Origin of the sequence: Solibacillus daqui (assembly GCF_028747805.1) — a bacterium.
Taxonomy (GTDB): domain Bacteria; phylum Bacillota; class Bacilli; order Bacillales_A; family Planococcaceae; genus Solibacillus; species Solibacillus daqui.
The window spans coordinates 1,730,245-1,755,547 of record NZ_CP114887.1; the positions used below are offsets into that span (position 1 = coordinate 1,730,245).

At 36.2% G+C, this 25,303-nt stretch carries 29 protein-coding genes; 12 read left to right on the forward strand and 17 right to left on the reverse strand.

The window, feature by feature from the left end; genetic code table 11:
* Positions 1 to 68: 68 nt before the first annotated feature.
* From O7776_RS08315 to O7776_RS08335, 5 genes are all read right to left on the reverse strand, one after another.
* Positions 69 to 1,454: a HAMP domain-containing sensor histidine kinase gene (locus tag O7776_RS08315; RefSeq protein ID WP_274310130.1), complete on the reverse strand. Its 1,386-nt coding sequence runs from the start codon at positions 1,452 to 1,454 to the stop codon at positions 69 to 71.
* On the reverse strand, positions 1,451 to 2,125 hold the full coding sequence (locus O7776_RS08320) for a response regulator transcription factor (RefSeq protein ID WP_274310131.1): 675 nt from the start codon (positions 2,123 to 2,125) through the stop codon (positions 1,451 to 1,453). Before O7776_RS08320 ends, O7776_RS08315 begins: the two co-directional genes overlap by 4 nt.
* A 32-nt stretch (positions 2,126 to 2,157) precedes the next feature.
* Positions 2,158 to 2,838 (reverse strand): ABC transporter ATP-binding protein, encoded by a 681-nt coding sequence (locus tag O7776_RS08325; RefSeq protein WP_274310132.1) that lies wholly within the window; start codon positions 2,836 to 2,838, stop codon positions 2,158 to 2,160.
* A gap of 1 nt (position 2,839) precedes the next feature.
* A complete protein-coding gene (locus tag O7776_RS08330; protein WP_274310133.1) occupies positions 2,840 to 3,871 on the reverse strand; it encodes an ABC transporter permease in 1,032 nt (343 codons plus the stop codon).
* Between the two features lie 146 nt (positions 3,872 to 4,017).
* Positions 4,018 to 4,956 carry a phosphotransferase gene (locus O7776_RS08335; protein WP_274310134.1) on the reverse strand — a complete coding sequence of 313 codons (939 nt, stop codon included), beginning with the start codon at positions 4,954 to 4,956 and terminating at the stop codon, positions 4,018 to 4,020.
* 297 nt (positions 4,957 to 5,253) lie between these two features.
* Here O7776_RS08335 and O7776_RS08340 point away from each other — a divergent pair, with 297 nt between their 5' ends.
* On the forward strand, positions 5,254 to 5,802 hold the full coding sequence (locus tag O7776_RS08340; protein ID WP_274310135.1) for a GNAT family N-acetyltransferase: 549 nt from the start codon (positions 5,254 to 5,256) through the stop codon (positions 5,800 to 5,802).
* A gap of 97 nt (positions 5,803 to 5,899) precedes the next feature.
* Here O7776_RS08340 and O7776_RS08345 read toward each other — a convergent pair whose 3' ends face one another.
* The 3 genes from O7776_RS08345 to O7776_RS08355 are packed head-to-tail and all read right to left on the reverse strand — an operon-like array spanning position 5,900 to position 8,075.
* Positions 5,900 to 6,388, reverse strand: coding sequence for a GNAT family N-acetyltransferase (locus O7776_RS08345; RefSeq protein ID WP_274310136.1), 489 nt, complete (start codon positions 6,386 to 6,388; stop codon positions 5,900 to 5,902).
* Positions 6,378 to 7,199, reverse strand: a complete 822-nt coding sequence (locus O7776_RS08350; protein ID WP_274310137.1) for a DUF2785 domain-containing protein — start codon at positions 7,197 to 7,199, stop codon at positions 6,378 to 6,380. Before O7776_RS08350 ends, O7776_RS08345 begins: the two co-directional genes overlap by 11 nt.
* A gap of 9 nt (positions 7,200 to 7,208) precedes the next feature.
* Positions 7,209 to 8,075: a GNAT family N-acetyltransferase gene (locus tag O7776_RS08355; protein WP_274310138.1), complete on the reverse strand. Its 867-nt coding sequence runs from the start codon at positions 8,073 to 8,075 to the stop codon at positions 7,209 to 7,211.
* A gap of 167 nt (positions 8,076 to 8,242) precedes the next feature.
* On the opposite strand from O7776_RS08355, the gene O7776_RS08360 reads away from it, so the two are divergent.
* From O7776_RS08360 to O7776_RS08370, 3 genes are read left to right on the forward strand one after another with little or no spacing between them, the layout of a single operon-like run.
* The gene (locus O7776_RS08360; RefSeq protein ID WP_274310465.1) at positions 8,243 to 8,980 is read left to right on the forward strand and encodes a DUF2087 domain-containing protein; all 738 of its coding nucleotides are present in this window, start codon (positions 8,243 to 8,245) and stop codon (positions 8,978 to 8,980) included.
* 11 nt (positions 8,981 to 8,991) lie between these two features.
* Positions 8,992 to 9,339 carry a DUF6176 family protein gene (locus O7776_RS08365; RefSeq protein ID WP_274310139.1) on the forward strand — a complete coding sequence of 116 codons (348 nt, stop codon included), beginning with the start codon at positions 8,992 to 8,994 and terminating at the stop codon, positions 9,337 to 9,339.
* A gap of 44 nt (positions 9,340 to 9,383) precedes the next feature.
* Complete coding sequence (locus O7776_RS08370) at positions 9,384 to 9,845, forward strand: GNAT family N-acetyltransferase (protein WP_274310140.1); 462 nt, start codon at positions 9,384 to 9,386, stop codon at positions 9,843 to 9,845.
* Between the two features lie 217 nt (positions 9,846 to 10,062).
* Here the strand turns inward: O7776_RS08370 and O7776_RS08375 are convergent, their stop codons facing one another.
* The 4 genes from O7776_RS08375 to O7776_RS08390 form a co-directional block, all read right to left on the reverse strand.
* The gene (locus O7776_RS08375) at positions 10,063 to 10,524 is read right to left on the reverse strand and encodes an NUDIX hydrolase (RefSeq protein ID WP_274310141.1); all 462 of its coding nucleotides are present in this window, start codon (positions 10,522 to 10,524) and stop codon (positions 10,063 to 10,065) included.
* Between the two features lie 64 nt (positions 10,525 to 10,588).
* On the reverse strand, positions 10,589 to 11,578 hold the full coding sequence (locus O7776_RS08380) for a S66 family peptidase (RefSeq protein ID WP_274310142.1): 990 nt from the start codon (positions 11,576 to 11,578) through the stop codon (positions 10,589 to 10,591).
* Between the two features lie 18 nt (positions 11,579 to 11,596).
* Complete coding sequence (locus tag O7776_RS08385; RefSeq protein WP_274310143.1) at positions 11,597 to 12,076, reverse strand: GNAT family N-acetyltransferase; 480 nt, start codon at positions 12,074 to 12,076, stop codon at positions 11,597 to 11,599.
* 14 nt (positions 12,077 to 12,090) lie between these two features.
* On the reverse strand, positions 12,091 to 12,846 hold the full coding sequence (locus O7776_RS08390; protein WP_274310144.1) for a CPBP family intramembrane glutamic endopeptidase: 756 nt from the start codon (positions 12,844 to 12,846) through the stop codon (positions 12,091 to 12,093).
* 222 nt (positions 12,847 to 13,068) lie between these two features.
* Here O7776_RS08390 and glsA point away from each other — a divergent pair, with 222 nt between their 5' ends.
* A complete protein-coding gene (gene glsA / locus O7776_RS08395; protein ID WP_274310145.1) occupies positions 13,069 to 13,980 on the forward strand; it encodes a glutaminase A in 912 nt (303 codons plus the stop codon).
* 40 nt (positions 13,981 to 14,020) lie between these two features.
* Here glsA and O7776_RS08400 read toward each other — a convergent pair whose 3' ends face one another.
* From O7776_RS08400 to O7776_RS08415, 4 genes are all read right to left on the reverse strand, one after another.
* Positions 14,021 to 14,470, reverse strand: a complete 450-nt coding sequence (locus O7776_RS08400; protein WP_274310146.1) for a hypothetical protein — start codon at positions 14,468 to 14,470, stop codon at positions 14,021 to 14,023.
* Between the two features lie 10 nt (positions 14,471 to 14,480).
* On the reverse strand, positions 14,481 to 15,155 hold the full coding sequence (locus O7776_RS08405; protein ID WP_274310147.1) for a hypothetical protein: 675 nt from the start codon (positions 15,153 to 15,155) through the stop codon (positions 14,481 to 14,483).
* Positions 15,148 to 15,669 (reverse strand): sigma-70 family RNA polymerase sigma factor, encoded by a 522-nt coding sequence (locus O7776_RS08410; protein WP_274310148.1) that lies wholly within the window; start codon positions 15,667 to 15,669, stop codon positions 15,148 to 15,150. Before O7776_RS08410 ends, O7776_RS08405 begins: the two co-directional genes overlap by 8 nt.
* A 374-nt stretch (positions 15,670 to 16,043) precedes the next feature.
* Entirely contained in the window at positions 16,044 to 17,351 is a 1,308-nt protein-coding gene (locus O7776_RS08415; RefSeq protein WP_274310149.1) for a helix-turn-helix domain-containing protein, read from the reverse strand.
* Positions 17,352 to 17,529: 178 nt separating this feature from the next.
* On the opposite strand from O7776_RS08415, the gene O7776_RS08420 reads away from it, so the two are divergent.
* From O7776_RS08420 to O7776_RS08445, 6 genes are all read left to right on the forward strand, one after another.
* A complete protein-coding gene (locus tag O7776_RS08420) occupies positions 17,530 to 18,783 on the forward strand; it encodes an MFS transporter (protein WP_274310150.1) in 1,254 nt (417 codons plus the stop codon).
* Positions 18,784 to 20,253: a M20 family metallopeptidase gene (locus tag O7776_RS08425; RefSeq protein ID WP_274310151.1), complete on the forward strand. Its 1,470-nt coding sequence runs from the start codon at positions 18,784 to 18,786 to the stop codon at positions 20,251 to 20,253.
* A 195-nt stretch (positions 20,254 to 20,448) separates the two neighbouring features.
* Positions 20,449 to 20,967: a GNAT family N-acetyltransferase gene (locus O7776_RS08430; RefSeq protein ID WP_274310152.1), complete on the forward strand. Its 519-nt coding sequence runs from the start codon at positions 20,449 to 20,451 to the stop codon at positions 20,965 to 20,967.
* Positions 20,968 to 20,997: 30 nt separating this feature from the next.
* Positions 20,998 to 21,840 (forward strand): alpha/beta hydrolase, encoded by an 843-nt coding sequence (locus tag O7776_RS08435; RefSeq protein WP_274310153.1) that lies wholly within the window; start codon positions 20,998 to 21,000, stop codon positions 21,838 to 21,840.
* A 449-nt stretch (positions 21,841 to 22,289) separates the two neighbouring features.
* The gene (locus O7776_RS08440; RefSeq protein ID WP_274310154.1) at positions 22,290 to 22,979 is read left to right on the forward strand and encodes a hypothetical protein; all 690 of its coding nucleotides are present in this window, start codon (positions 22,290 to 22,292) and stop codon (positions 22,977 to 22,979) included.
* Positions 22,980 to 23,676: 697 nt separating this feature from the next.
* Entirely contained in the window at positions 23,677 to 24,165 is a 489-nt protein-coding gene (locus O7776_RS08445; RefSeq protein WP_274310155.1) for a VOC family protein, read from the forward strand.
* Positions 24,166 to 24,193: 28 nt separating this feature from the next.
* Here the strand turns inward: O7776_RS08445 and O7776_RS08450 are convergent, their stop codons facing one another.
* Positions 24,194 to 24,535, reverse strand: coding sequence for a hypothetical protein (locus tag O7776_RS08450; RefSeq protein WP_274310156.1), 342 nt, complete (start codon positions 24,533 to 24,535; stop codon positions 24,194 to 24,196).
* Positions 24,536 to 24,744: 209 nt separating this feature from the next.
* On the opposite strand from O7776_RS08450, the gene O7776_RS08455 reads away from it, so the two are divergent.
* The gene (locus tag O7776_RS08455; protein ID WP_274310157.1) at positions 24,745 to 25,206 is read left to right on the forward strand and encodes an NUDIX domain-containing protein; all 462 of its coding nucleotides are present in this window, start codon (positions 24,745 to 24,747) and stop codon (positions 25,204 to 25,206) included.
* The last annotated feature ends 97 nt before the right edge of the window (positions 25,207 to 25,303 follow it).

The following is a 25,303-nucleotide window of genomic DNA, read 5'->3' on the forward strand; positions in this document are numbered from 1 at the left end:
CATTCATCGTCCCTTCAAATTAGATAGTGCTATTATGGCATGATTTTGGTGAAAATTCAAACATAATTTTACAAATAGTTATTCGCGTCATTTTGCGGAATCGTTACCGTAATTGTTGTGCCTTCACCTAGAGTACTTACTACATCAATGGTTCCGTTATGCAGCTGAACGATTTGTTGGACGATCGCTAAACCTAAGCCTGTCCCCTCAATTGTACGTGTTCGGGCAGAATCAACGCGGTAAAAACGTTCGAAAATTCGCTGTTGCTCCTGTTCAGGAATCCCAATACCGTTATCGTGAAAAATCACGGAAATTGCATCTGAATCTTGCTGTAATTGAATGCTAATCATACCAAATTCGTTTGTGTATTTAATCGCATTTGACAGTAAATTGTCCCACACCATATTTAATAATTCGCTATCGCCGTAAATAGTTGTAGCAGGTAGGGAATAGCTAGCCATGAGATCCTTTTGTTGAAATTGCCATTGGTATTGATGAATCAGCTTTTGTAGCTGCTCGTCTAACGAATAGTTTTTGAACTTTACGGTACGTTCCTGCTGATCCAATGTAGTAAGTTGAAGCAATTGATTTGTTAACGTCGAAAGTCGATTAATTTCAGCATTGATCGATAGTGCATACTGTTCTTTAATGGTATGTTCGTTTTCGATTAATGTCATAAATCCTTTAATATTCGATAAAGGGGACTGGATATCATGCGAAATGTTCGAAATGAATTCCTTACGCTTTTCATCGACATAAGACAGCTTATTTGCCATTTGCATAAAGCTTTCTGATAACTGGCCCAATTCATCATTTCGATGATCCAGTTGAATTTTATAGTTTCCATCGGCAATTGACGATGTAGCTGCTTTTAATTTTGTGATAGGATGTACGATGAATTTGGTACTGAGTAATACAAGGACAATACTTAATAAAATCGTAAAGACAATCAGCGCTGCAAATAAATAATGCATTTCATTGAAAGCAATTTTAACATTCGGCCTTAAAAAGAAGGCATATGTTTCATTGGCATAGTGAAGGGGCACACCGATCGAGTTTTTGAGCTCATTGGCAAAAAATCCAGTTACAAATGTTTGATGTGGAAATTCTGAGATACCGTGATAGATATCACCATTTAGTACTTTTTCAATAGTTGCCTGGTCAATGGCTGTATCGCGAAAAGGCTCGCCGAACATCTTGGTATTATTTTTGCTGTCAATTAGCATTATGTGATAACCGTTCGCTGCACTATGCTGTAAGTAATCTGGTAATGGTAGCTCCGGATGCTTTTCAATATATTGCACCATTTCAACTGCGAGCTTGGTTGTTTTCGCATCATTTTGAGGCTTTAATGAAGATTGATAGTACAAATTCGAAATGAAAAATGCCGTTAAACTACTAAAAATCATAATAACGATCGTTGTGACCACAAATTTTGTATATAATGTTTTCATTTGCTTACCTCAATCGAATAGCCGACACCGCGCACCGTTTTGATATGTAGATTAGGTGCTAATTGCAAAAGCCGTGCGCGCAATCGTTTAATATGCACATCAACTGTTCGTTCATCGCCAGCAAAATCAATATTCCATACTTCATCAATAATTTGCTCACGCGTCAAAACACGCCCATGATTTTTCACGAGATAGCTTAGTAGCTCAAATTCCTTCAATGGAAAGAGCAATGTTTGATCGCCGATTTGAATTTCATAACGATTCGGGTGAATACTAAGCGGCCCAAGTCGTAAGGTATCAGTTGGAGTCGTGTCATATAGGCGCAATAATGCCTCCACGCGAAATTGTAATTCTTTCGGATCAACAGGCTTCACGACATAATCATCCGTACCAGCATGATAGCCTTGTTCCTTGTCCTCGATTTGCCCTTTGGCTGTAAGTAAAATTACGGGCAAATTATACAGTCTTCGAATTTCCTTTACAACGTCAATGCCGCTTAAATAGGGCATCATAACATCGACAATCGCCACATCAATAGGAACGGTTTTTAGCGTTTCGAGCGCTTCAATGCCATGCTGTGCCGTTACAGTCGTATAGCCAATTTGCGAAAAATAAATGGAGATGACTTCCCGAACTTTCGGGTCGTCATCTACAATTAGGAGAGTTGTCATAGTTAAAACACCTCATCATATGAATTTGTACATTACGATTGCACAGGGGTTTGAATAATTTCTCCGTCCTGCATCGTTACAATGTTGTCTACAAAATGTAGCACTTCTTGGTCATGTGTGACAAGTAAAGTTGTTAAATTGAGCTCTTTTGTTAATGTTTGTAGCAAAGCCATAATATCTTCTGTTTTTTTCGAATCAAGGCTTGCTGTCGGTTCATCGGCAAAAAGAATTTCAGGCTGATGAATTATAGCACGGGCAATGGCTACACGCTGCTTTTCACCACCAGAAAGGGAAGAAGGGTAGGCATTTTTACGATGTTCCATACCAACAAGCTGTAATACTCGCGTAACTTCGGCTTTATTAATCTTTTTATCGGCAACATCTAACATGAGTGTAAGCTGTTCTTCCACTGTTAAAAAGGGAACGAGATGTGAAAACTGAAAGACAAAGCCGAATTTTTTGGCGCGAATGGCACGGATTTGTTCCGCAGATAATGCTGCTAAATCTTGGTTTTCAAATAAAATCTGTCCATCCGTTGCCTGTTGTAAACCGGCTGCAATCGTTAATAATGTACTTTTCCCAGAGCCTGATGCACCAACTAATGCTGTTAATTCGCCTTTATTTAACGATAAATCAATATTTTTTAAAATCACTTCTTCACGATCCTCAATGAAGAAGGATTTTTTAATTTGCTGTAATTTAAATGTCTCCACGTTACATCTCTCCTTGCTGAATCGCCTGAAGTGGCTGAATTTTTTTGATTTGTAAGCCCGATAAGGTAGCACCAATAAAGCCAATAATTAAGAAAATAGCTGCAAACACTAACGTCGTTTCAATTGTTAAATGGAACGGCATACCGTCTGGTGCAACTTGTTGGAACAGTTGACTTAAGCCGATAGATAAAGCAAGTGAAATCGCCGTAATAAATAGCATTTGCACCCACATCATTGCGAATAATGTTTTCGTTTTGACACCAATCGCTTTTAAAATACCGAAGAGACTTGTTTTTTGAATGTTCATCATGTAGAAGAAAATGGCAAATAGTAAGCCGCTAATGACAACTAAAAACCAAATAATCATGTTCAAGCTTAATTGCTCTGCAGAATAGCTTGGAATCGTGTTTAAAAATTCTTTATTCGTATAGGCAGTTAATCCATCAATTGAATTTGCTTCATCGCCAGGCATATAGATTAATTGTTGATCCAGTGTGCGATACATTTCTGCAAAATTATCTGGGTTAATAAAGGCTACGGCAGCGTGGTTAAATTTCGTTTGCTCTGAAAACCCAACGATTTTCCACTGTCCGCTATATTGATTGTTTGTTAAAATATCGCCAACTTGATATCCATCTTCTTGTAACGATTTATCAACGATGATTTCACCGCTTTTGACTTGAGGGAACTGCTCAGAATCACTTGTCGTTGCAAATGCTACACTTTGCTGTTTGCCCTCTTCATTATAAAAAATCCCCATTTGAATTGACAGCGCCGTTGCATCATCATATTGCTTTAAAATGCTATCCTGCTGTTCAGGTGAAATGGCTGACAATGCATAATTATCTTCCGCATCCGTCGTCATATAAAAGTGTCCATCCGGCATCTCTTTAATAAGTGCGGCATTGTCCTGTGACAGCCCGTTCGCTAATCCGGCAATCATAAATGTTAGGGTACTAATTAAAAAGACAATAGACCCGAAAATGAAAAATTTACTTTTATTTTTTTTCATTTCTTTTAATGCTAAGTTCATAGTAATACCTCCGTTAACTTGATGTACCTAGTATAAAAAATGAATATGAACGGAATATGAACGAGGGGCAGGTAATAAAAAAAGACCATTTCTTCTTAGTGGAAATGGCCTTTTTGGAATCATTTTTTCAAGCATATTGCTGTGTTTTATTTGATCGACAAGATGTCTTTCGTTTGTTGTAGAAATAGTTTATGCTGCGCGATGTTGGCAATGCCTTTATCGACGCGATCATAGCGAAATGCGCGGATAATCGCAAATAGATATGGGGCAAGATCGTTTTCTAATGATGCCCAAGGACGGAATTGCTGGTAGCCGCTTATAAATAATTGATATCTTTGCTCCGAAGAACGTTCACCTTCATATGCTACATGCCAGCAACAATAAACAGCTGCTGCAATACATTCATTTAATAAAATTTCGTCACCAGCTAAATTAAAATCAAAAATGCCGGTCATTTTATTATTTTCAAATAGCATATTATAGTAACAAAAATCACCTTGTGTCGCAGCCTTCGGTAAAGTTGACCAATTCTGTTTTAATAAATTTCGGTGCGCGTTATACAGTTGCTCAATGGCTGAAAAGGCTTCAAACTGCTGAAATGCTTCTTTAAAATTGAGAAAGCTTAATTCATTTTCATCATAGTCCCCAATCGCCACTGTTGCATTGCCGCCAAACATCGACCACGAAGTTGCTTTATGTAAGGATAATTTATGTTTCAATGAAAAGGCATGTAATTTGCCAAGCATCGCGCCAATTGCTTCAATTTGCGCATCGTTCAATTGCTGAATTTCAGCCCCGATACCTTTTTGTTCAACCGTATAAACAAACCCATCTTTTTCAGCAGCGAAAGTCGAATCTGTTGTTTGGAGATAAGGTGATATCGGCAGCACAGTTTGCAGGCTATTCGCAAACTGACAAAATGTCTCGACTTCCTGTAAAATTTGTTTTTCTCCTTTTACGATGTACGTTTGCATTGGTGTGATGATTTCAAAAATGCGCTTTTCTTGATTGCGGATAATTGTATAGTCTTGGAAAGTTATGTTCCATTTGTTTTCAATAAATGATTGCAGTTTCCGAAAATCCATGTAGTAGGTTCACTCCTTGATAAAAAATATTATAGTACATCATATGTAGGGGATTTCTGGACATTCGCACATATATTTATAAAACCGCACATTTCCACACAAAGCAGATAGGTCTTAGCTTTACAAAAGCTGATTGGGAAAATCAGTCCCAAGTTACAGTGGTGAGTTTTAGTATAACAAAAAATGGAATATATTTCCGTGGCAAATAGTATGATATGATAAACCAAATATCAAATTGTTAGTTACAATTGAGATCCAAAATTATTTGTATTTGACTTACTTTTTAGGAGGTATTACATGTTATCGATTCAGCAAATTGATGAAAAAACCTATCCTTTAGGGAAAAAAGTGATTTTTTCCTATCAATCAGAGAAGTATTATAAAATTCACTCGGAAAATAAAGGGCATCTGCAAACGTTTACGTTAACAGAAGAAGAATTTGAAATTCCTTTTATAAAAGAACGGGAAGAAGAAATCTTTGAACCGTATAAAGAAGGTTCGGAAGTTTATTTGGCACAGTTTAACAACGAAGAAGCAGCAATTATGGTCATCCAGAAAATGGAGTGGAATAATACATTATACATTCATGATTTATATGTGAACGAAGGATTTAAGCAAAAGGGCATTGGGCAAAGTTTAATTGAATTAGCGAAAAAGAGAGCAACAAAATTAGGCGTTAGAGCCATTGTATTAGAATCACAAACGTCTAATTATCCTGCGATTCAATTTTATTTGAAAAATGGCTTTCAGTTAGTAGGGTTTAATTTGATTTCCTATTCAAATGAAGATGTAAAAAATCATGAAGTTCGTATTGAATTGGGCTTTTTGTTAGAAAATCTTACATAAACCACTGTATTGAAATTGGGGAGTAAAGGGAAATAAGGGCGATAATCGTTTTATTGAAAACCGACCTTACCAGCTTGCTTATAATTTTAAGTTATTTTCATAATGAATGTAGCTTCTTTTTAAAATCCACCCGCAAATACGTTTTTTCATATGTCGTGCCATCTTCATTATAGTAGATGGCACTTTTTTCATATGGTTCACTAATGGCTACGTAGTAAAGTGTTGTCACAAGCCGTACCATTTTAGGGTTTTCAAACGGATCGACACTGACGAAAATTTCATCATAGCCGAGTTCAAATGCCAACTGCTCACGAAATTTGATGAGCGCCTGGCCAATACCTTGATGGCGAAATGCAGGCTTTACAAAAAGGTCACTCAGTTTCGGGATTAAAGGTCCAGTCAATTTTAATAAGCCAAAACCAACAAGCACATCTTCAACTTGTGCGACTGCTAGATAAGCTTCTTCGTCGTGCTGAAGTTGCAAGTATTTTAAAAATAGCGCTTCATGGTTACGAATGAGGCAAAGGGCATTTATGTCGTCACTATTTGCAAGTCGGATATGATATTTCAGCGTATTATTCCTCATTTTTTGGATGGTCTATATACGTTTTAAAAATCCAATTTGTGATGCCTATATATTGTTGCTTTCGAATGAAATGCACATATAACGAAAGCATGAATTTTTTAATATTCCAATGAACGCGATAATGTTTTAAGTATTCATCGTGTTGGAATTGGGATAGTTTTTCAAGCCAAGTATGTAGGTCGGCTTCGGATAATCCTTTTTCTAATAATGCATCAATGACAGGCATCATGCGTTCATCTTCTTCATCGATATAGGCATAATCGGTACATAAACATTTTTCTACTATTGTAAGTACTTCAGCTGTTGTAGCGACGTTAGAAAATAGGGGATGGGAAACCGCCCGAGCAAGCAGATCACTACCATGTGCCACACTATGCGCCCAGCCTTTATTGTCAATATAGCCCCGGTAATCGTGCTCGAACTTTAAATAATCAATACTCTTAGTAATGATATGTGCTGCCAATTGTTCCGTTAAAAATCGTTCGTTTTGGTCTTTGTATAAAACGAGTTGAATGGCAAGTGCCGAAAAGGAACGCGTCAGCACCGCATCACTTTGTAGTTCGTTAATGTTGAAATAGAGACGTTCATCATCACTGCAAGTTTTTGCAATTAATATAAGCTGCGAATCTGTTAGATGGTTGTTTAAAATAAGTTCGCAAAAGCCGCTGTAGATGAGGGTATCGCGAATGTATGAATCCGTATGACCGATATGTTCAAGCATAAAAACTAACAGCGCATCTAGTTGCTCTGGTTGTAAATGTGTAAACTTTTTTTCATGAATCTGCGTTAAAAATTTGATTGAATCGTTCATTTTATCCTCCTACACCTGCAATACATAACTCAAAAGCGCATCCTGCTTTTGGAAGCCTGTTTTGTAATACAGGCTATTTGCATGGGTGTTCGTATTATTTACCGTTAATGTTACGTGCGTAATTGCTTCATTCGCAAAAATTAGTGTTAATGCTTCGTTTAATAGCTGCTTACCAAGTCCTTGTCCACGGTACGCTGGCGCAATTGCGATAAATTCTAAATGTGTAGAGTGTTGCGCGTCATCGATTTCAAAGTAAGCATAGCCTTGTAAAGCATGATTTTCTTTCAAAACAATGAGCTGGTGCGCGCTCTTATGAAGCCTTTCTACAATTGTTTTTGCGCTATTGTACGTATTGGGAAATGCTTGTGAATGAATCGCTTCAAATTGTGCGAAATCCTGTTCATGATACGGTTCACTGCGTATAACATCAAGTGGCTGAAAGGTTTCCTTCATTCGTTTTAAATACAATTCGTCACTCGATTTTTTTGCATCAATCATTTGCATGAATTGCTGCTGAAATGTATTTTCTTCATTGATAAAGAATAAAAATTCCTTGACCTGATTTAACTTTGCAGTCGCAAAATGCCAAAACTGTAACTGGTTTTCAATCTGTTGCTCTCTTGAAAATGGTCCCCAAACTTCGGCCGTTCCGTCGTAAATGTCAAAGCCTACAAGTCCGGTAATTTCATCTGCGTTCCTCGTAACAAATATGTACACTTGATTATCTTCAACAAAATCCTCATGCAAATCACCTAAAATATCCTCTTTTTCCGTACCACAAAAGCCGATATGAAATTTCTTGTTTGAATTGAGTGCGGCAATATAAGCAGCTGCTTCTTCTAATTGCTCGACTGTTAGTTGTTCAAAAGTTGTCATTGTAACCCCCCTAATTATCATTAATGGATATTATAACAAAAAATGGAATATTAATTTAGGTTCGATATTTTGAAATGATAAACGAAATAACTATTTGTTTGTTGTAATGCTGACTAATTTTATTTTGTTTACAAATAAATAAACGTATAGTATAAATGTTTATAGAGGTGATTATTTTGGATATTCAAAATATTTCGGTAGATACATTGGTTAAGGGATATGAACTTCACGAAGATCGTTATGAATGCTTGTTTTGCTCGCAGCAATTTCAAGCACATGAAGTATTTCCAATGGAAGGACGCTTTTTTACAGCAGAGGGCATGATGAAAAACCATATCAAACAAGTACATACATCGCCATTTCATGCGTTGTTAGCGCTCGATAAAAAGGTGACGGGCTTATCCGATGTGCAGCTTGATATGCTTCAATACTTTTTTGAAGGAAAATCCGATCAGGAAATTGTCTCAGAAAGTAATTTGACGAGTGTATCAACTGTACGTCAGCATCGATTTAAGCTACGTGAAAAGGAAAAACAGGCAAAAATTTTTATTGCGTTAATGCAGCTAATGAAAAGCCCAGAGCATTACGCGATTCATAAGGGAGCGAGACAAGTGGACGAACGTTATAGTATTGAAGAAAAAGAACGTGAAAAGGTATTAGCAACTTATTTCAAAAATGGCTTAGACGGTGGGATTGACACGATTCCAAGTAAGGAAAAGAAAAAGCTAATACTATTGCAACATATTTTAAAGCGCTTTGACATGAGCAAGCGTTATCGTGAAAAAGAAGTGAATGAAATATTAATAACAGTAAATGCGGATTTTGTATCGCTACGCCGTCATTTAATAGAGTATGGCTTTATGGAGCGCAGTAATGATGGTTCGGAATATTGGGTGAAGAAGTAGGGGGATATTCTATGAATGTGGAATTGACAAGGTATCGTGTAAGGGCTGGTAAATCTTCTAAAGTGGAAGAATGGTTAAACTTTTTGAATGACCATATGGAAGATGTACTTGTTACACTTGAATGTGAAAGGATGTATGTTGAAACGATTTTTCATGAAATTTTGAATGGCGAAGAATATTTATATTGGTATTCAGTTCGTGGACAGGGTGGAGTGAATGTCGATGATTCGTCCCACTGGATTGATGTAAAACACCTGGAATATTGGGATGAATGCATCGATGAAAGCTTTGGTTCTTTCGATTTAACAACAAAAGTCGTAATGATTCCGAAAAAAGTCCGAGCAAGTATGGATTTTTGATTTAGATTGTAGTTCACATAGACCATAGACAGGAGGATGATTGATTGACGATTGTAAGATTAGCAACTTTAGAAGATATAGATGCTTTGGTTCAAATGCGTTGGGATTTTTCTGAGGAAGATAATGGTGTTAGTGCAGTTCGTTTTGAGGAGTTCGATCTGATTTGTCGTAAGTTTTTGATGACAGCATTGGAAAGTGGAGACTGGTATATTTGGGTGGCAGAAGCGGAAAAGGAAATCGTTTCACATATGTATTTACAGCTGATACATAAAGTACCCAGACCAGGGAAAACGTCAGATCCATATTACGGATATGTGACGAATGTCTATACACGCCCGGCGTATAGAAGCCAAGGTTTAGGAAGCGAGATACACGCTGCTATGGAAAAATGGTCAAAAGAAAATGACGTTGAATTTCTAATCCTTTGGCCGAGTAGTGATAGTGTGCCGTTTTACGAAAAGAACGGATTTGCTCGATGTGAAGAAGCGATGGAAAAACATTGGTGATGTCATAGTTGTTATTCATAGTGATCAATTTTCATAACAAAATTTGGATTCAAATGTATTTATCTAATACAGTCCGTTCTGCTACGTTACGGGGAAGCTTTTCTGGGGGCGTGGCTTCAACTAACTATATGCTAGCCACTACGGCGGCAAGCATATAGTAGATTTTCCGCACACCAACGTTGCACATAATCGCTTTTGGTCGCGTGTTTGTCGTTTATCAACCATTTTCTGAATCGCGCTCTAAATATTTACGAATCACAATTTTATCTGGCGGGCTAATATGCTCCGGCAGCGAATCTAATCGAAAGAACTGTAAATCTTTCGCTTCTTCAGGATCACAGCGCAAGTCACCGCTATAGTCAGTACAAATATATGCTGTTGAGACGTTATACACTTCATCGCCATGCGGATATTGATAGTAAAAATCTTTGCCAGAGAAAATATCAAATAGCGATAATTCATGTGCAGTGAGGCCTGTTTCCTCATACATTTCACGTAGTGCAACGTCTTCTAACGTTTCACCTAATTCCATCGAGCCGCCTGCTAATCCCCAGCAATCATTGTCAATTCGGTGCTGCATTAAAAGCTCATTACGCTCATTAAAAATCAAAACACACGCACCTACCATAAATATTGGGTCAGTCCCAATTTTTTTTCGTAAATTCATGATATAACCCATAATCACAACTCCTTTTGTCTATTATTTACAAAAGACGTTTTGCGAAAGAGTTAGTTCCTTATATTTACAGCCAACTCTCAATACATGTAATCGTTTTTTCAATCGTATTGACGCGAATTTTTTTACCGATTGCAAGTGGGAACATGGGATGTGTATGTGAACAATCCACTTCTGCTAATATCGGAATGGGTTTGCCATTAAGCTGCTCTAAAAGTAGGTCAAGCGGCGTTCTACCAGTGCCCTCATCATCAAAAAGTTCATGCTTACCGAGTACAATTGCACTTACCTTGTCAAAAATCCCGTGTAGCTTAAGCATGGCAATGTTTTTTTCAACGGTTGAAGCATCTTTAAGTGAATCTTCAATGAGCAAAATGTCACCATGCTTGATTTCAGGGAAATAAGGTGTACCGATAAAGCCGTACATCGTATTGTTATTTCCACCAATTAAGCGTCCTTCGACTATTCCTTCATTAACCGCAATCCACTCATTTTTATAAAGCGTTTTTGGCTTTTCAAATTCAAGCCAGTTTAGCATCTCATCTGACCAAACGGCCGACTTTTTTAACGTATACGGTAGAGTAGGATTACAAAAATAGTGTTCGAAATAATCGTACGTATCCTGAACAAGTGGCTCAAACTCACCAAAAGAAGGGATAAGTGCAGGACCATAGAATGTTGGAATATTCGTTTTCGCAAAGAGTGCTAGTAAAATCGTAGTTGTGTCTGAATAACCAACGACAATTTTAGGTGCGTTTCGAAATGCCTCAAAATCGATATAGGGCAGTATACTGTTTGAGTTTGTCCCACCAATCGTTGACATGATCATCTTGATGGAAGGGTCACGCAAAAGGGCATTCAATTCTTCGGCGCGAGCCTTTGGAGTACCAGATCTATAGAAATCTTCCTTCCCAGTTAAACTTCCTTCAACAATTTCAAAACCCTTATTCTCCAAAAAAGCTTTCGCGCGCGTGTAACGTTCCTTTGCAATTACCGTTGCAGGATACGAAGAAGAGAAAATGCCAATTTTATCACCTTTTTGTAGTGGTTGGAACATATGAATCACCTGAATCACCTAACTTTCTTTAAATGTTGACATGACTTTTTCATATTCAAATAGTGTTAATTTATCCGAAATTTTATGCTCGCCGATTTTGACATAGCCTAATTTTTCATAAAAATGATGATTGCGCGTGTTCAAATGCGGGGTATTAAGCGACCAGCTACGCGCATCAGTGAATTCATTCTCAATAAGCTGCATAATTTGAGAACCGAGGCCTTTATTTTGAAAAGCATCTGCAATAAAAATTCGATTGAGACGATAATGGTTGTTTGGTAGCTTGCGTATATCAATACCGCCAATGATTTCCTCATCAAACCAAATTGTAAAATGCTCGAAATGAGCTAGTTTATACTGTAAACGTTCAATCGGTTCATTCACAGGGCTTGAAGTGACGTCTTCGTATGTTAATAAATCTGCTTGAAATGCTTGTTTTTGAATTGCTAAGAGTATTGCTGCTTCATATTGGTTAGATTTTTTTAGCATTAAAGTCATCAAAATACCTCCAATTAAATTGAATTATCGAACGGCGATTTTTTGGTTAAGCGTAATAGGATGAAAAAGAACACGCATAATAAAATCAACTTTGTCACTTCGATTGTTTGCAAAGGTAATTGCATCTCTATCCCATCACCAAAGTAAAGCACATTCATTAATCCATGAAAAATTGCAGCTGGGATTACAGAACGGCTTTGTTCTCGTAAATACGAGAGGATGTAAGAGACAATAAATAAGATGGCGAGATAACTAAATGTCCCGATTGCAATATTTGTATAAGATTTATAGAAAAGTGCGATAGGTACATGCCAAAAACTCCATATTAATGCAGTGATGCAGGCCGTTTTGTGAAATGAATAAATTTTTCTTAATTGACTATGTAAGTAGCCACGCCAGATGATTTCTTCTAGTAGTGCTGAAAAGGTAGCAATGGTAAGTCCAATTAATAGTAAAGGTAATAGCTCTGAAACCTGTTCAAATAAGAAAATGCCTTTTTTTGAATAATAGAACACGCCATTAATTAATAATCCTAAGAGAATAGGGGTAAAAATGGATAATAGTAAATCTTTTTTTCTTGGTAGTTGTAATGCTAAGTCTTGCTTGATTGGCTTCTTAAATAATATGATATGGATTAATAAATACGAAAATAGGGGAATCGCCATTAACAGCCCTAAGTTCGGATTATTCATTTGAGCCATTGTAATATGAAAAATCAATGAGAAGAAGAAAATAATAATGACTAGCCATTTTACTTCTTTTGAAATCACTCAATCACCTCAATTCAGTTTTTAGTTATTTGTTAAAATTATACAATATTAGGTGAGGCGAGGTGGAAAAAATATCATATAAAAATACTTTCGCTCTTTTTGCAAAATATCTTTTATATTTTCTTTTACTAAAACAATTAGACTGCTTTAAAAACGCTCAAGTTAAAAAAATTGCGAGGGGGAAGCTAATTATTTCGATTAGCTAGAAGATAGATGAAAAACATGCAAATAATATATGAAGACGCAAAAAAAATGACTCAAAAGGGCAAGGTTGCATCCTATATTCCTGCTTTAGCTGAAGCAGATTCTACTGCATTTTCGGTAAGTCTGATGTCAAGGGATGATCAAATCGAGCTTGGAGATTGCACAAAAACGTTTACGCTTCAAAGTGTTGTCAAGGTGCTAAGTTTCATGGTGGCTGCGCATCATCATGGTATAGAGGAAATCATGCGTTATGTAGACGTCGAGCCAACAGGGGATTCGTTTAACTCAATTGTGCGCTTAGAAAGTAACAATAACAAGCCGTTCAATCCGATGATTAATGCAGGAGCCATTACCATTGCATCGTTATTACCCGGGCAATCAATGTTTGATAAGGTGAAGTCTGTAACATCTTTCGTTGAAAAAATATTAAATAAACAAGTATCGGTAAATAATGAAGTGTATATGTCAGAATATCATTCGGCTGATTATAACCGTGCCATTGCCTACATATTACAAGCGAATGGCTTCTTAAAATCCGATGTTGAGGAAGCGCTACAAGTATACTTACAGCTTTGTTCGATTTCAGTGAATTCTTCAGATATAGCGAAAATCGCACTATATTTAGCGACAAATGGTCAAAATTGTGAAGCCGCGTGCAGCAAAAAAGTTATCAACATCGCTAAAGCGTTAATGATGACATGTGGCATGTACAATTTTTCGGGAAAATTCGCCGCATTCGTTGGTCTGCCAGCAAAAAGCGGTGTATCAGGTGCCATTATTGCTGTTGTAAAAGAGGGGGAAATCGAGCATTTAAAGGGTTCAATAGGGATAGGACTTTACGGACCAGCAATTGATGATGTTGGAAATAGTGTTGCTGGCATTGATTTTTTAGAGAAGTTATCAATGCAGTACGATTTGTTTTGTTTATAAAAAGAAGCCTGCTTAAATATCATGAGCAGGCTTTTAGGTGTTATTTTAGTGTTACTTCAATTATTTTCAATAAATTATCTTTCATTTCATCGCGTTCAAAACGCAGAGCAAAAATTTGATCATCAATTTTTAACCCAATAATTAAGTTTTCCTCATCATAAAAAGATAGTTCAAAATTGGCAAGCGAAAACGCGCTAAAGTGCATCACGTTAAGCGTTGTTCCATTCGTAAATGTTAAGGCATTGTTCGAAGCGTCAAGCCTAGTGAGTGTATGGACCTCTTGTGTGGCAAGTTCAGTATTATCACTTGCCATCGCACCGGCGAAGTTAAGCGCAGATTCTACAAGGCGCATCATTAAAATGTCATTATAAATCGGCATATCCTTCGATTCTTTTGTGACAATTTGACCCTCGGCAAACGGAGCATTCATCATGCCAAATCCAGTCACAACAAAGGTTAGCGCAATGAGTGTAAGTATCAGTTTTTTCATGGTACCCCTCCTAACTATTCCCGAGAATTTGGCTAATGCGGTATTCGTCGTTGGCATTTAAATCTTTGGACAGCATAATTTCATATGAATGATGATCAATTCGGAAAATCATGAAAATATTATCCTGCTCCGTTAAAGAAATGGTCAAAAGCTCTAGATCGGTCGCAGAAAACGGTTGGAAAAAAGCTTTTTCAAATGAAAATTCTCCATCATGACGAAAAATAATCGTTTCATTTTGCTCATCAAGCGTTGCCTCTGAATGTAGAAATTGTTTCGTCGTAGCAAAGTCACCTGTAGAATAAGCGGTCAAAAATTTCAGTGTTTTTTCAACGACTTGTAACGCTAATGCACCATCTTCAAACGTTGAGCCATTCGTGCCATTACCAAGGCCGTAGTACGACTGAGAAAGGTCATTCACCAAATTGATTTCTTGTACGGGATTTTCGGTCGTAACATTTGGTGCCTCGGTTGGTGTAGCAGAAGTTAGTATGAAAAACAGAGCAATTCCGATTAGAGCAATGCCTATAATTGCGGAGGGGATCCATTGTATTGGGAAGCGCTGTTTTTTCGAACGTGTCTTTGCTTCACTACGAATTTTTTTACGAAGATCGGGTGTAAAAAGTACACGTTTGCCGATGACTGTATCTATCCCACGTTGGACATCTTTTTTCGTTAACTTATCCAATCGAATCACCTTCCATTCTTAACACATGTTCCTTTAATTGTGCCTTCGCACGACGCAGCCTCGTATAAATTGTATTCTCCGAGTTTTTTAATAAATCCGCAATTTCCGTAATCGAATAATCCTGATAATAGTGTAGCACGAGCACTTCACGATACTTTACTGGTAACGCTAATATTTGTATACCAAACTCATAATCTTCTTCAAAGCGAATGATTGTATCCTCAGCGCCGATTTCAACACATAACTCATGCGTAACATTCGTAAAAAACAAATTTCTAAACGACCAGCTTCTTAAATGATCCTTACAGCGATTAATCGTCATGCGATATAAGTACGTTTTAAACGAAGCATCCCCTCGATACTGGTCGTGAAGCTCATAGGCTTTTAAAAATACATCTTGAATAATGTCCTCGGCGATATGCACGTCCTTCACATAGGTATAGGCCAGTCGAATAAGTGCCTCACCGTATTGTGTCATCGCCCATTCTAGCCTAGACATTTCTTGATTTGACAACTGTTTCGCCTCCTTTTATCAATTACGCCTCGGCGTAATTGCGTCCAGATTTTTTTCGAGTTTAGGACCACAGGACGTGGGTTAGTCAGCCGTTGTCACACGATGTGACGTTTTTAGGCTGACTTCCTCTTTAAAACTCCTCTAAAAATCTGTTACATCCGCCGGGGGATTTACTTGTTTCAGCCGGGGTTTGATCCCCCGCTGAAGCAAGTTAAAACTTTTCTACTTTATAGACGAATCAACAGTGCCATTTTGTTCAAATTTTTCACAAATTATTAAAGTAATTATTCTGTTATAAAAAAACTGCACCTCCCTTGTTAGTGGGGGTGCAGTTTATTTGATCATATATTGCTGAAATTCGTATTACGGTTGGCTTAAATTGAAACTTTAAATACCTTTTTCGGTCGACCTCGTTGTTTTTCGTGCTTTGTAGAAATGGTATGTGCAATGCCTTTTGCCTCTAGTTCATTAAGCATGCGATTGGCGCTTCTTACAGTAATCGCTAAATGAGTTGCAATATCATCAGATGTAATTTCGTTGCTGCCTTTTTTATTGATGACGAGTAATAATTTATTAAGAATCAATGCTGAAATACCAGTTTGTTCACTTAGCTTTTGTACAGCAGGGTTATTTTCGATAACAACTTCCTGCTGTTTCTCGCTATTTAAATAGATGAATTGATCTGTGTTATTGATGATAACAGAGCATTTCTTTTGAATTTTGGCTTCGTGGTTGGCAAGGTGAGCTTTTCGATGCGCCTCCTCAATATTAAAATCAATGCCCCAGCCGACAAAAATATTGAAGGATAGGCTTTCATTTAGTGCTGCTGCTACGGGATCTGACTTTAAGTTGTGCGAAAGCATCATCAGCTCGCTGTGCGAAATCAAAATTTCGATAAAGTTTGCATTTTGTTGAATGATAAATTTTTGCTTATATTTACGTTTGAATTCATGTAGCTCTGAAATGGTTAAGTTAATATTATAGCCCGCGTTGAGATGGTAATCAGACGCATTAAACGCATCCGAAGTAATTTTTCCGACAACGATTTTATTGTCGAGTAGCTTTTGGTGACTTACTTCCAAAATAATTTTTTCTATAAATTGAACTAAAGTCTCCCGAGAAGGCGTAATTAACTCAGTTGGAATATTGGCTTTTACGAGTTGGCTGTAAATATTGCTGAATGTCGTAACAGATAGGGTAGCTTTCCCGCTTTTATGGGCTTGTATATGCTTGTCTAAAATTCGATTATAAAAATTACTTTGCCATTGATCATTAATAATATTCGCTTCAAAAATAGTTAGAAATTGCTCATACATCTCATTTGCTAACTCATTTGGCGAAAAATTTGTAATCATATCATAGTCTAAAAATACAGTAGATAAATCAATATTGCGATAGGTAAGACTAAGGTTAAAAAGCTTTTTATATACATCTGTTTCACTTGGAATATAGGAATAGGTAGGTGTATTAAATTTGATGCCAATGCGCTGCAAAATCATAGTGGAGAGTTGATTGATAATAATGGCGTCATGCAATAATTCCGATTGTAAATAAAGTGCTTGAATTTCGGACGTGTCTTTATATGTATAAAATGTAAATTCATTTTTGTCATTTACTATATCTTTTAATTGAATAAAATCATTTAATGCACTTTCAGCAAGTATAATCCCGATACGTACCATGTTGCACTTCCTTTCTCTGTTTAAAGTATAGGAATTAACTGTTGGTAATGCAATTAAATAATATAAATAAGGTGATTCTAAAAGAAATTTCTGAAAACTTATTGCGCTTTTTTATAGTGTGTGATTATAATCTTTTTAAAGACGTCTTTAATACGTCTTAAATAAAGGGGGATTTTGTTTGAGTAATGAAGTATATACAAAGCGGAAATATGTAGTGTTAGTAGCGTTATTTATAACTTGGATTGTTAATTATTTGGACAAGCTTTCGATGAACGTAGCGATTATTCCAATTACAGAGGAATTTGGTTTAACGACATCGCAGGCGGGCATGGTACTAGGGGTATTCTTTTTAAGCTACGCGATTATGCAGCTAATTGGCGGTTATTTATCTGACCGATTTGGTGCGCGAATTGTTATTATTATTTCAGTTCTTCTTTGGTCGATTTTTACAGTTATTACAGGTTTGGCTTGGTCTCTAGCATCTTTAATTATTATTCGTTTCTTCTTTGGTTTAGCGGAAGGAAGTTTCCCGTCAGCGAGTACGCTGTCAATTGCAGAAAATTTCCCTAAAAAAGAACGAGGCCGTGCGAAATCCGTTTTAACTGCTGCTACAACAGTGGGGGCTATCGTTGCGACATTATTATCAGCGGTATTAATTACACAAATGGGCTGGAGAAATTTATTCTTTAGTTTTGGGGTAATGGGTGTAGTTTTAACAGTTATTCTTGTGTTTGCTCTAAAACCGAGTAAGTCAAAAGTTAAAGAAAAAGAAGAAAAGCCAAAAGTGTCATTGAAGAAAGTATTGACAGCACCAATGGTATTTCAATTAATGCTGATTTATTTTGGCGTAAGTATGACAAACTGGGGGCTAAGTTCTTGGATGCCTACCTACTTAGTAAAGGTTAAAAATCTTGAAATGATTGAAATGGGGTCTCTAGCAGTTATTCCAGGGTTAGCGGGTTTAGTAACAGCGTTATCTATTGGCTTACTTTTAGATAAAATAAAGCCAGGTTTAGAAAAGTTCGTTATTGCAGCGGGAACAGTCTTTGCAGCGATAAGTTTATATTTAATGACAACAGTCGATGCAATTGGACTAATCGTTACTTTTCAATCTTTAACGACTGTTGGAACTATGACAGCAGCAACTGCCGTATTAATCATGCCATTAAAATATTTCTCACATGAAATCATCGGGACTTCAACAGGGATTGTATATTTTGGTGGGCAAATGGCAGGAGCAGTTGCACCAACCGTTATGGGCTTTGTTATTTCAATCTTTAACAATTCATATAACGCAGCTTTCTTATTCTTAATGATTATGATTTTAATTTCTACAGTAACTGCATTCTTTGTGAAAATAAAACCAGAAAATAAAGATCAACAAGAACGATCTAATAAAGACATACAAAATGAACTTGCGGAGGTAAAATAAATGCTGCAGGAAAATACAATAGAAGCAAAAATTTCAGATTATATTGATCGTAAAAGAGACACATATATTCAGATTTCGGATGAAATTTGGAATTATGCTGAAATTCGATTTCAGGAGCATCAATCAGCGAATTTGTTAAAACAAGCACTGATTCAAGAGCAATTTACAATTGAAGAAAACATTGGTCAAATGGAGACAGCATTCATCGGTTCTTGGGGACAAGGAAAACCGGTCATTGCGATTTTAGGGGAGTATGATGCCCTATCTGGATTAAGTCAACAAGGTGGAGTTGCACAACAAAACCCAATTGAAGTGAATGGCAATGGTCATGGCTGTGGTCATAATTTGTTAGGGACAGGTTCGTTAGCAGCAGCCATTGCAACAAAGCAATATATGGAAGAACATCAGCTAAGCGGTACAATTCGTTATTACGGCTGTCCTGCTGAAGAGGGTGGTTCTGGTAAGACTTTTATGGTGCGTGCAGGTGCATTTGATGATGTAGACATTGCCCTTTGTTGGCATCCGGCTGATATGAACGGTATTATGGGGGTCGGAACATTAGCAAATATTCAGGCAACATTCAAATTTAAAGGACGTGCTTCTCATGCGGCAGTCGCTCCGCATCTAGGGCGAAGTGCATTGGATGCTGTTGAGTTAATGAATGTAGGTAGTAACTTTTTACGTGAGCATATAATTCCAGAGGCACGCTTACATTATGCCATTACAAATTCAGGAGGTATTTCACCAAATATCGTCCAGTCAGAGGCTTCTGTCTTGTACTTAATTCGCGCACCAAAGACGACACAAACACAAGAAATTTATGAAAGAATCATTGATATTGCAAAAGGTGCTGCGCTTATGACGAGTACAGATGTAGAAGTGATTTTTGAAAAAGCATGCTCCAATGTGATTCCAAATGATACGGTTCAGCAAATTATGTACAATCAATTTGAACAAATGGGTGTGCCAGAGTTTGATGATGTAGACAATGAATTTGCACAAAAAATTCGTGATACGCTTTCTGAACATGATAAAAATAGTAGTATACTTGGAAAATTGCCAGCGTATAGAACAATAGAAGCAAGTCAAAAAAACAATGCGTTATTTTCAGCACTACTTCCTTATGATCAGAATTTAATGCGTCTAACAATGCCAGGCTCAACAGATGTAGGAGATGTAAGCTGGGTTGTACCAACAGCACAAATTGTAACGAGTTGTCATGCAAGAGGTACACAATTACATTCTTGGCAGGCTGTTGCGACAGGAAACACTCCTATCGCGCATAAAGGTATGCTTCAAGCAGGGAAAGTAATAGCATCTACAGCAGTTTACTTATTCGAAAACCCTGATCAAATTATGATTGCGCAACAAGAACTAAAAGAGGCTTTAAGTGGAGAGGTTTATGAAAGCCCAATCCCACAAGATGTACTGCCTTCTATATTAAAAAATCAAATTACAGATGTAGATTAATTGGTAATGATACGAGTGTTAGGATGTAAATTATTTCATTTATAAACACTGCCTTAATCCATTTATAACAAGTAACCGCAAAAACTGATGCCAGCTTTTTGCGGTTTTTTCTATTAATAGAAATGGACGAAATTGAACAATCAGCGATGCATATATTCCTGAAAAATGTAATAATGGTAAAAGGAGGGTGTTAATATGATTATTCGAATAGCACAGTTAGAAGATGCAGCTAATATTGCTAAGGTACATGTGGATAGCTGGCGCACTACCTATAAAAATATTATTCCACAAAGCTTTTTAGACAAGCTAAGTTATGAACAACGCACAACGCTTTGGCAAAATAATATGGCCAATCTTGATAGAAATATTTTTGTTGCAGAAACAAACGATGAAATTATCGGCTTTGTTGTAGGAGAAAAGCGCGACACAAATACAGAGCCGGGTGCAACTGATTTATCGGCCATTTATTTATTTGAACAATGGCAGGGGAAGGGTGTAGGAAAGCTTTTGTTAAAACAAATAATGCATACGTTTAAAGAACAAGGCTTTCACAAAGTATATGTCGAGGTACTAGCAGACAATAAGTCACGTGAGTTTTACAAATACTACGGTGCGGAGTATGTGAAAACCATCCCAATTACAATCGGTGGGGTAACGATCGATGAAGAAGTATATGTGTGGAACAGTGTGGATACTGTTTTAGAAAAGTTTTAGTATTTATTTTTTTAGAAAGAAGGCGAGCCTATGTGGAAACAGCATGTCATTGAAACAAAGCGTGGAACATTTGAATATTTTACAAAAGGGCAGGGTGCACCACTTGCAATTTCGCATTATTTTTTACAATTTGATGCGCGTGGTAATCTGTTTGCCAATCCGTTTACAGAACACTATGAGGTATTTTTAATCAATGTGCGCGGTGCAGGAAATTCATCACCAATTACTCAAGATGAACAAATGGCTTTTTCAGAAATCATTGCAGATTTAGAGGCGATTCGTGAGGCATTAGGCTTTGAAAATTGGGCATTTGCAGGGCATTCAACAGGCGGCATGCTGGCATTACAATACGCGGTGTTAGCACAACATTCCTTAACGAAAATAATTGCGGGCTGTACAGCGGCGAGTAAGGCTTATGCAAGTCACCCTGAAAGCATGTACTGCGCGGACAATCCGAATTTTGCACGAATCATAGAAATCATGGAATTATTAAATAACCCTGCTACAACAGTGGAAGAGCGCCAAAAGCTATCATATGAATGGTCATTAATGTCGTATTACGATGAGGAAAAATTAAAGTTGACAATATCATTACCGAACAGTGGCAAAACAAACGGAAAAGCGCTTGATTATTTTAGAAAAGTAGAAGTGAAGAGTTATGATGCTCGTACAGCATTAACAAACATTACGATTCCCAGCTTTATATTTGGCGGGCGCTATGATGCACAATGTCCGATTGAGTTTACATATGAAATGGCAAACCTGATCCCAGATGCGCATGTAATGGTGTTTGAAAAATCCAATCACAATCCATATATTGAAGAGCTTGAGAATTTTGAGGCTTTTGTGAAGGAGACGATAGGTGTCGTATGAGGCAAAATGTCCAGAGTAAATCTACGTTCAAATCGCTATTTGAGTATACGAAAGAGCCGATAGAATAATGAGTGCATCTGGTGCTCTCTAGACATTAATTAGAAAAAATCGAGCATGAGTGGTATAGCATCCATCACCATATTGAACCTGGAGAGTGGGTAATGGATGCTATCTCACATTTTAAGAGAGTACCGTATATCGTTTTTTCAGCAATCGTAATAAAAATGAGGATAAATATGGACTATACTTACAAATAAAGTTATTAAATGAAGGTACGGAATTCCCCATTCAATTGATTGAGGGAGATTTTGGTTGCTTATGAATGTTATATTCCCTAATGACGATTAGGAAGCTTTACATATAATTTTAAATAGGTTTATAAATAATCTGGATAGATATTAAGAAGAGTGTGGTTTTTATCGAATATTAATTACCGAAAGGAGAATTTTATGCAAAATATTTTAGATAGAATTTCAATAACATTAACATTCGAACGGTTAAAAAAATATTGGGATGGTTTTAAGCCAGTTGCCTTTGCGATTTTTGACGATAAAGATGTCTTCTTATTTAACCATCCTAAATTCAAAGAAGAGCAGTATATCAAATTAGTAAAAACGGAAGAATTTCATGCTTGTACTTGTATACTATTTGAAGATGTGCCAACAGCTATTGTAGATACAACAATATATGATTCGTTTGAGGTAATCTACTCTTTAGTTGTACATGAATCGTTTCATGTGTTTCAACACTTATCAGAAGAAAGCCGTTATCCAGATGAAATATTAGGATTCAACTATCCGATTGATTTTAATAATATTCATTTGCGCATTTTAGAAAGAAAAAGACTTTACGAAGCTTTTGTATCAACAAATCTAATAGAAAAACAGCAAAAAATAAAAGAATTTATCGCACTCAGAGATAAAAGAACAGAACTATTTCCTGATTATGTAGAATATGAAAATTCAGTTGAAACGATTGAAGGGCCTGCATTTTATGTTGAATATCAAGCTTTAACCGATATTAGTTCCAATGAAGAAAATGTGATCGGTAAATATGCAGAACAATTATTGGATAATAACTTATCGCACATAAATATCCGAAGTAGCTGCTATAATTCGGGATTATTTATTTGTCTATAATTAGATGACATTTCAAAGGACTGGAAAGTAAAATTTACAAAATCAAAGTTAAACTTGTATCAGTTTTTCAAAAATACCTACCCTAACTACACGCCTATTGAAGTACATGTTCCTAATAATTCAGACGAAGTTTCCCAAATAATAAACAAAGCTAAAACAACTAAATTAACAGCATTCGAAAAATTTTATAAATCCGAAGGCATAAAACTAACCATTTCAGGTGCCATAAAATTAGTAGGCTTCGATCCAATGAATATTACCCAATTAAATACACAAGCATTACATCACAATTTTCTAAGCATGAAAGTAATGAATCAAGGATATTTTATTGAACAACCTGTTTGTACCACGTTTGAAAATAATTTCAGAGATGTTCTGTTCCTATACATATTGAAAATCGCCTTATAATTGCAAATGTTGGGGAAATTGAAGGTAGGATTATTTCAAAAGAACCTAATTCAATTCATATAGTTGTTTAATCTTACTGAAATTTAATTTTGTATAGTTCTTGTATGAACATTATTCATACAGCCTTCTATACAGGAAGTGCAAACGATTAATTTAGCAGTATTTATTCTTGTTTGCTGGACTAATTTGATTGATTTTTAATAAAATCAATTTTCCCCAATCGGGCAATTTTGTTTTAGAATCATAAGAAAAGGATAGTATAAAAAATAGTAAAAAAGGGGTATGCGAGATGAAAATCCATAGAATAGATCATGTTGGAATAATCGTAAATGATCTACCTGCTGCGAAAGCATTTTTTCTTGAATTTGGCCTTGAAATGCTAGGGGAAGGAAAAGTGGAAGGTGAGTGGGCGGATCGTATGGAGAGAATAATGGGGATTCAAGACAGTAAAGAGGAAGTTATAACGTCGCGAATGCTAAATAGTGATGCAAATATAGAATTAGTATTGTTGCGAACGCCTAACGGAGAAGTAAACATAGAACTATTAAAATTTCACACTTCAAGAGATGAAAATGTCATACAGCTTCCTGTAGTAAATAATCTGGGTATCCAGCATATTGCATTTGCTGTTGAAAATATTGAAGCTCTTGTAACCAAATTGAAAAACAAAGGCGCAGAACTTATTGGTGAAATACAAAACTACGAAAACGCGTATAAATTATGCTTCGTTCGTGGGCCAGAAGGGATTATTTTAGAGTTGGCGGAGAAAATTAAATAAATATAGTCTTTGCATACAACTGTTATCATTATGATTCATCAATATTTGCAATAAATAGTTTGTCATTAACTTGAATTGCAATAGCCTTTTCGACACTTATATCCTTTATCTTAAAAATTTTACTCGGATTTTTATATGGGTTTTGGGCTTCTGAGTAAGAAACAAGCACCTGAATCTGAGTAACCTTTCCTATTTGATCTTCAACCTCGTCAGTAGTTAAAATTTCTTCAGTCAAAAGATAAGTAACGTTATCCATCTTAATTTCGGCTGGTGTAATGTTCGTAAATTCAGCATCACTTAAATTGGGAGAATTACATCCTGAAAGAATAATCGAAACAAAAAATAAAGCAATTGTTATTGCATTTTTCAATGTATTCACCTCATTCTTTTTCATCTAAAATACTATCAATTAACTGAATTATTTTTTAATTGTATCATTGAATGGGAAGGGGAGAGGCTACTTTTGAATGATTCGTTGACAGTTGATTCTTTGGGGACCTTTTGAAATTAGAATGAGCAGGTATATTGAAAAAATATAAAAAGAAGAAAACGATACAATAATGATAAAGTAAGGTTTACATGAAAAAAATTATAGTCACTGGTGGGGCATTAATCAAAGATAGAAATGGAAGAATTTTGTTACAAAAAAGGTCGGATTATGGAAATTGGGGTTTACCTGGAGGAGCAATGGAACCAGGAGAGTCAATTGAAGAAACGATGATACGTGAGGTGAAAGAAGAAACGGGTTTAACTATTAAAGAGTATAATTTTCTTTCCGTTTATACTGGTAAAAGAATGATGTATACATATCCTGATGGTAATGAAGTGGTTTTCGTTATGTTTTTATTTGAAGTAAATATAGATACACAAGGATTACTGTTAAGTGATGGCAAGACATTAGATTATCAAGATGAACATAATGAATCACTATCTTTGCAGTTTTTCGAAGAGGCAAAAATTGATATTAATCAAATAAGTATTGTTCAAAGGCCAATATTTGAGGATATGAAAATTGGTGTGACGAATTTATTAAGAGAATAAACCTAAAACATATTCCTAACTCAAAATTAGGAAAGAGATCTAATATCCATAAAATATAAAGTGACCTCTAATAATAGACACATCTAACAATTGCTTT

What these genes read in the sequence shown, in the direction of transcription:
- O7776_RS08315 (WP_274310130.1), bottom strand. Translation starts at nt 1,454, where the DNA reads ATGAAAACATTATATACAAAATTTGTGGTCACAACGATCGTTATTATG.
- O7776_RS08320 (WP_274310131.1), bottom strand. Translation starts at nt 2,125, where the DNA reads ATGACAACTCTCCTAATTGTAGATGACGACCCGAAAGTTCGGGAAGTC.
- O7776_RS08330 (WP_274310133.1), bottom strand. Translation starts at nt 3,871, where the DNA reads ATGAACTTAGCATTAAAAGAAATGAAAAAAAATAAAAGTAAATTTTTC.
- O7776_RS08335 (WP_274310134.1), bottom strand. Translation starts at nt 4,956, where the DNA reads ATGGATTTTCGGAAACTGCAATCATTTATTGAAAACAAATGGAACATA.
- O7776_RS08340 (WP_274310135.1), top strand. Translation starts at nt 5,254, where the DNA reads ATGTTATCGATTCAGCAAATTGATGAAAAAACCTATCCTTTAGGGAAA.
- O7776_RS08345 (WP_274310136.1), bottom strand. Translation starts at nt 6,388, where the DNA reads ATGAGGAATAATACGCTGAAATATCATATCCGACTTGCAAATAGTGAC.
- O7776_RS08350 (WP_274310137.1), bottom strand. Translation starts at nt 7,199, where the DNA reads ATGAACGATTCAATCAAATTTTTAACGCAGATTCATGAAAAAAAGTTT.
- O7776_RS08355 (WP_274310138.1), bottom strand. Translation starts at nt 8,075, where the DNA reads ATGACAACTTTTGAACAACTAACAGTCGAGCAATTAGAAGAAGCAGCT.
- O7776_RS08365 (WP_274310139.1), top strand. Translation starts at nt 8,992, where the DNA reads ATGAATGTGGAATTGACAAGGTATCGTGTAAGGGCTGGTAAATCTTCT.
- O7776_RS08375 (WP_274310141.1), bottom strand. Translation starts at nt 10,524, where the DNA reads ATGGGTTATATCATGAATTTACGAAAAAAAATTGGGACTGACCCAATA.
- O7776_RS08380 (WP_274310142.1), bottom strand. Translation starts at nt 11,578, where the DNA reads ATGTTCCAACCACTACAAAAAGGTGATAAAATTGGCATTTTCTCTTCT.
- O7776_RS08385 (WP_274310143.1), bottom strand. Translation starts at nt 12,076, where the DNA reads ATGACTTTAATGCTAAAAAAATCTAACCAATATGAAGCAGCAATACTC.
- glsA (WP_274310145.1), top strand. Translation starts at nt 13,069, where the DNA reads ATGCAAATAATATATGAAGACGCAAAAAAAATGACTCAAAAGGGCAAG.
- O7776_RS08400 (WP_274310146.1), bottom strand. Translation starts at nt 14,470, where the DNA reads ATGAAAAAACTGATACTTACACTCATTGCGCTAACCTTTGTTGTGACT.
- O7776_RS08415 (WP_274310149.1), bottom strand. Translation starts at nt 17,351, where the DNA reads ATGGTACGTATCGGGATTATACTTGCTGAAAGTGCATTAAATGATTTT.
- O7776_RS08425 (WP_274310151.1), top strand. Translation starts at nt 18,784, where the DNA reads ATGCTGCAGGAAAATACAATAGAAGCAAAAATTTCAGATTATATTGAT.
- O7776_RS08430 (WP_274310152.1), top strand. Translation starts at nt 20,449, where the DNA reads ATGATTATTCGAATAGCACAGTTAGAAGATGCAGCTAATATTGCTAAG.
- O7776_RS08435 (WP_274310153.1), top strand. Translation starts at nt 20,998, where the DNA reads ATGTGGAAACAGCATGTCATTGAAACAAAGCGTGGAACATTTGAATAT.
- O7776_RS08440 (WP_274310154.1), top strand. Translation starts at nt 22,290, where the DNA reads ATGCAAAATATTTTAGATAGAATTTCAATAACATTAACATTCGAACGG.
- O7776_RS08445 (WP_274310155.1), top strand. Translation starts at nt 23,677, where the DNA reads ATGAAAATCCATAGAATAGATCATGTTGGAATAATCGTAAATGATCTA.
- O7776_RS08455 (WP_274310157.1), top strand. Translation starts at nt 24,745, where the DNA reads ATGAAAAAAATTATAGTCACTGGTGGGGCATTAATCAAAGATAGAAAT.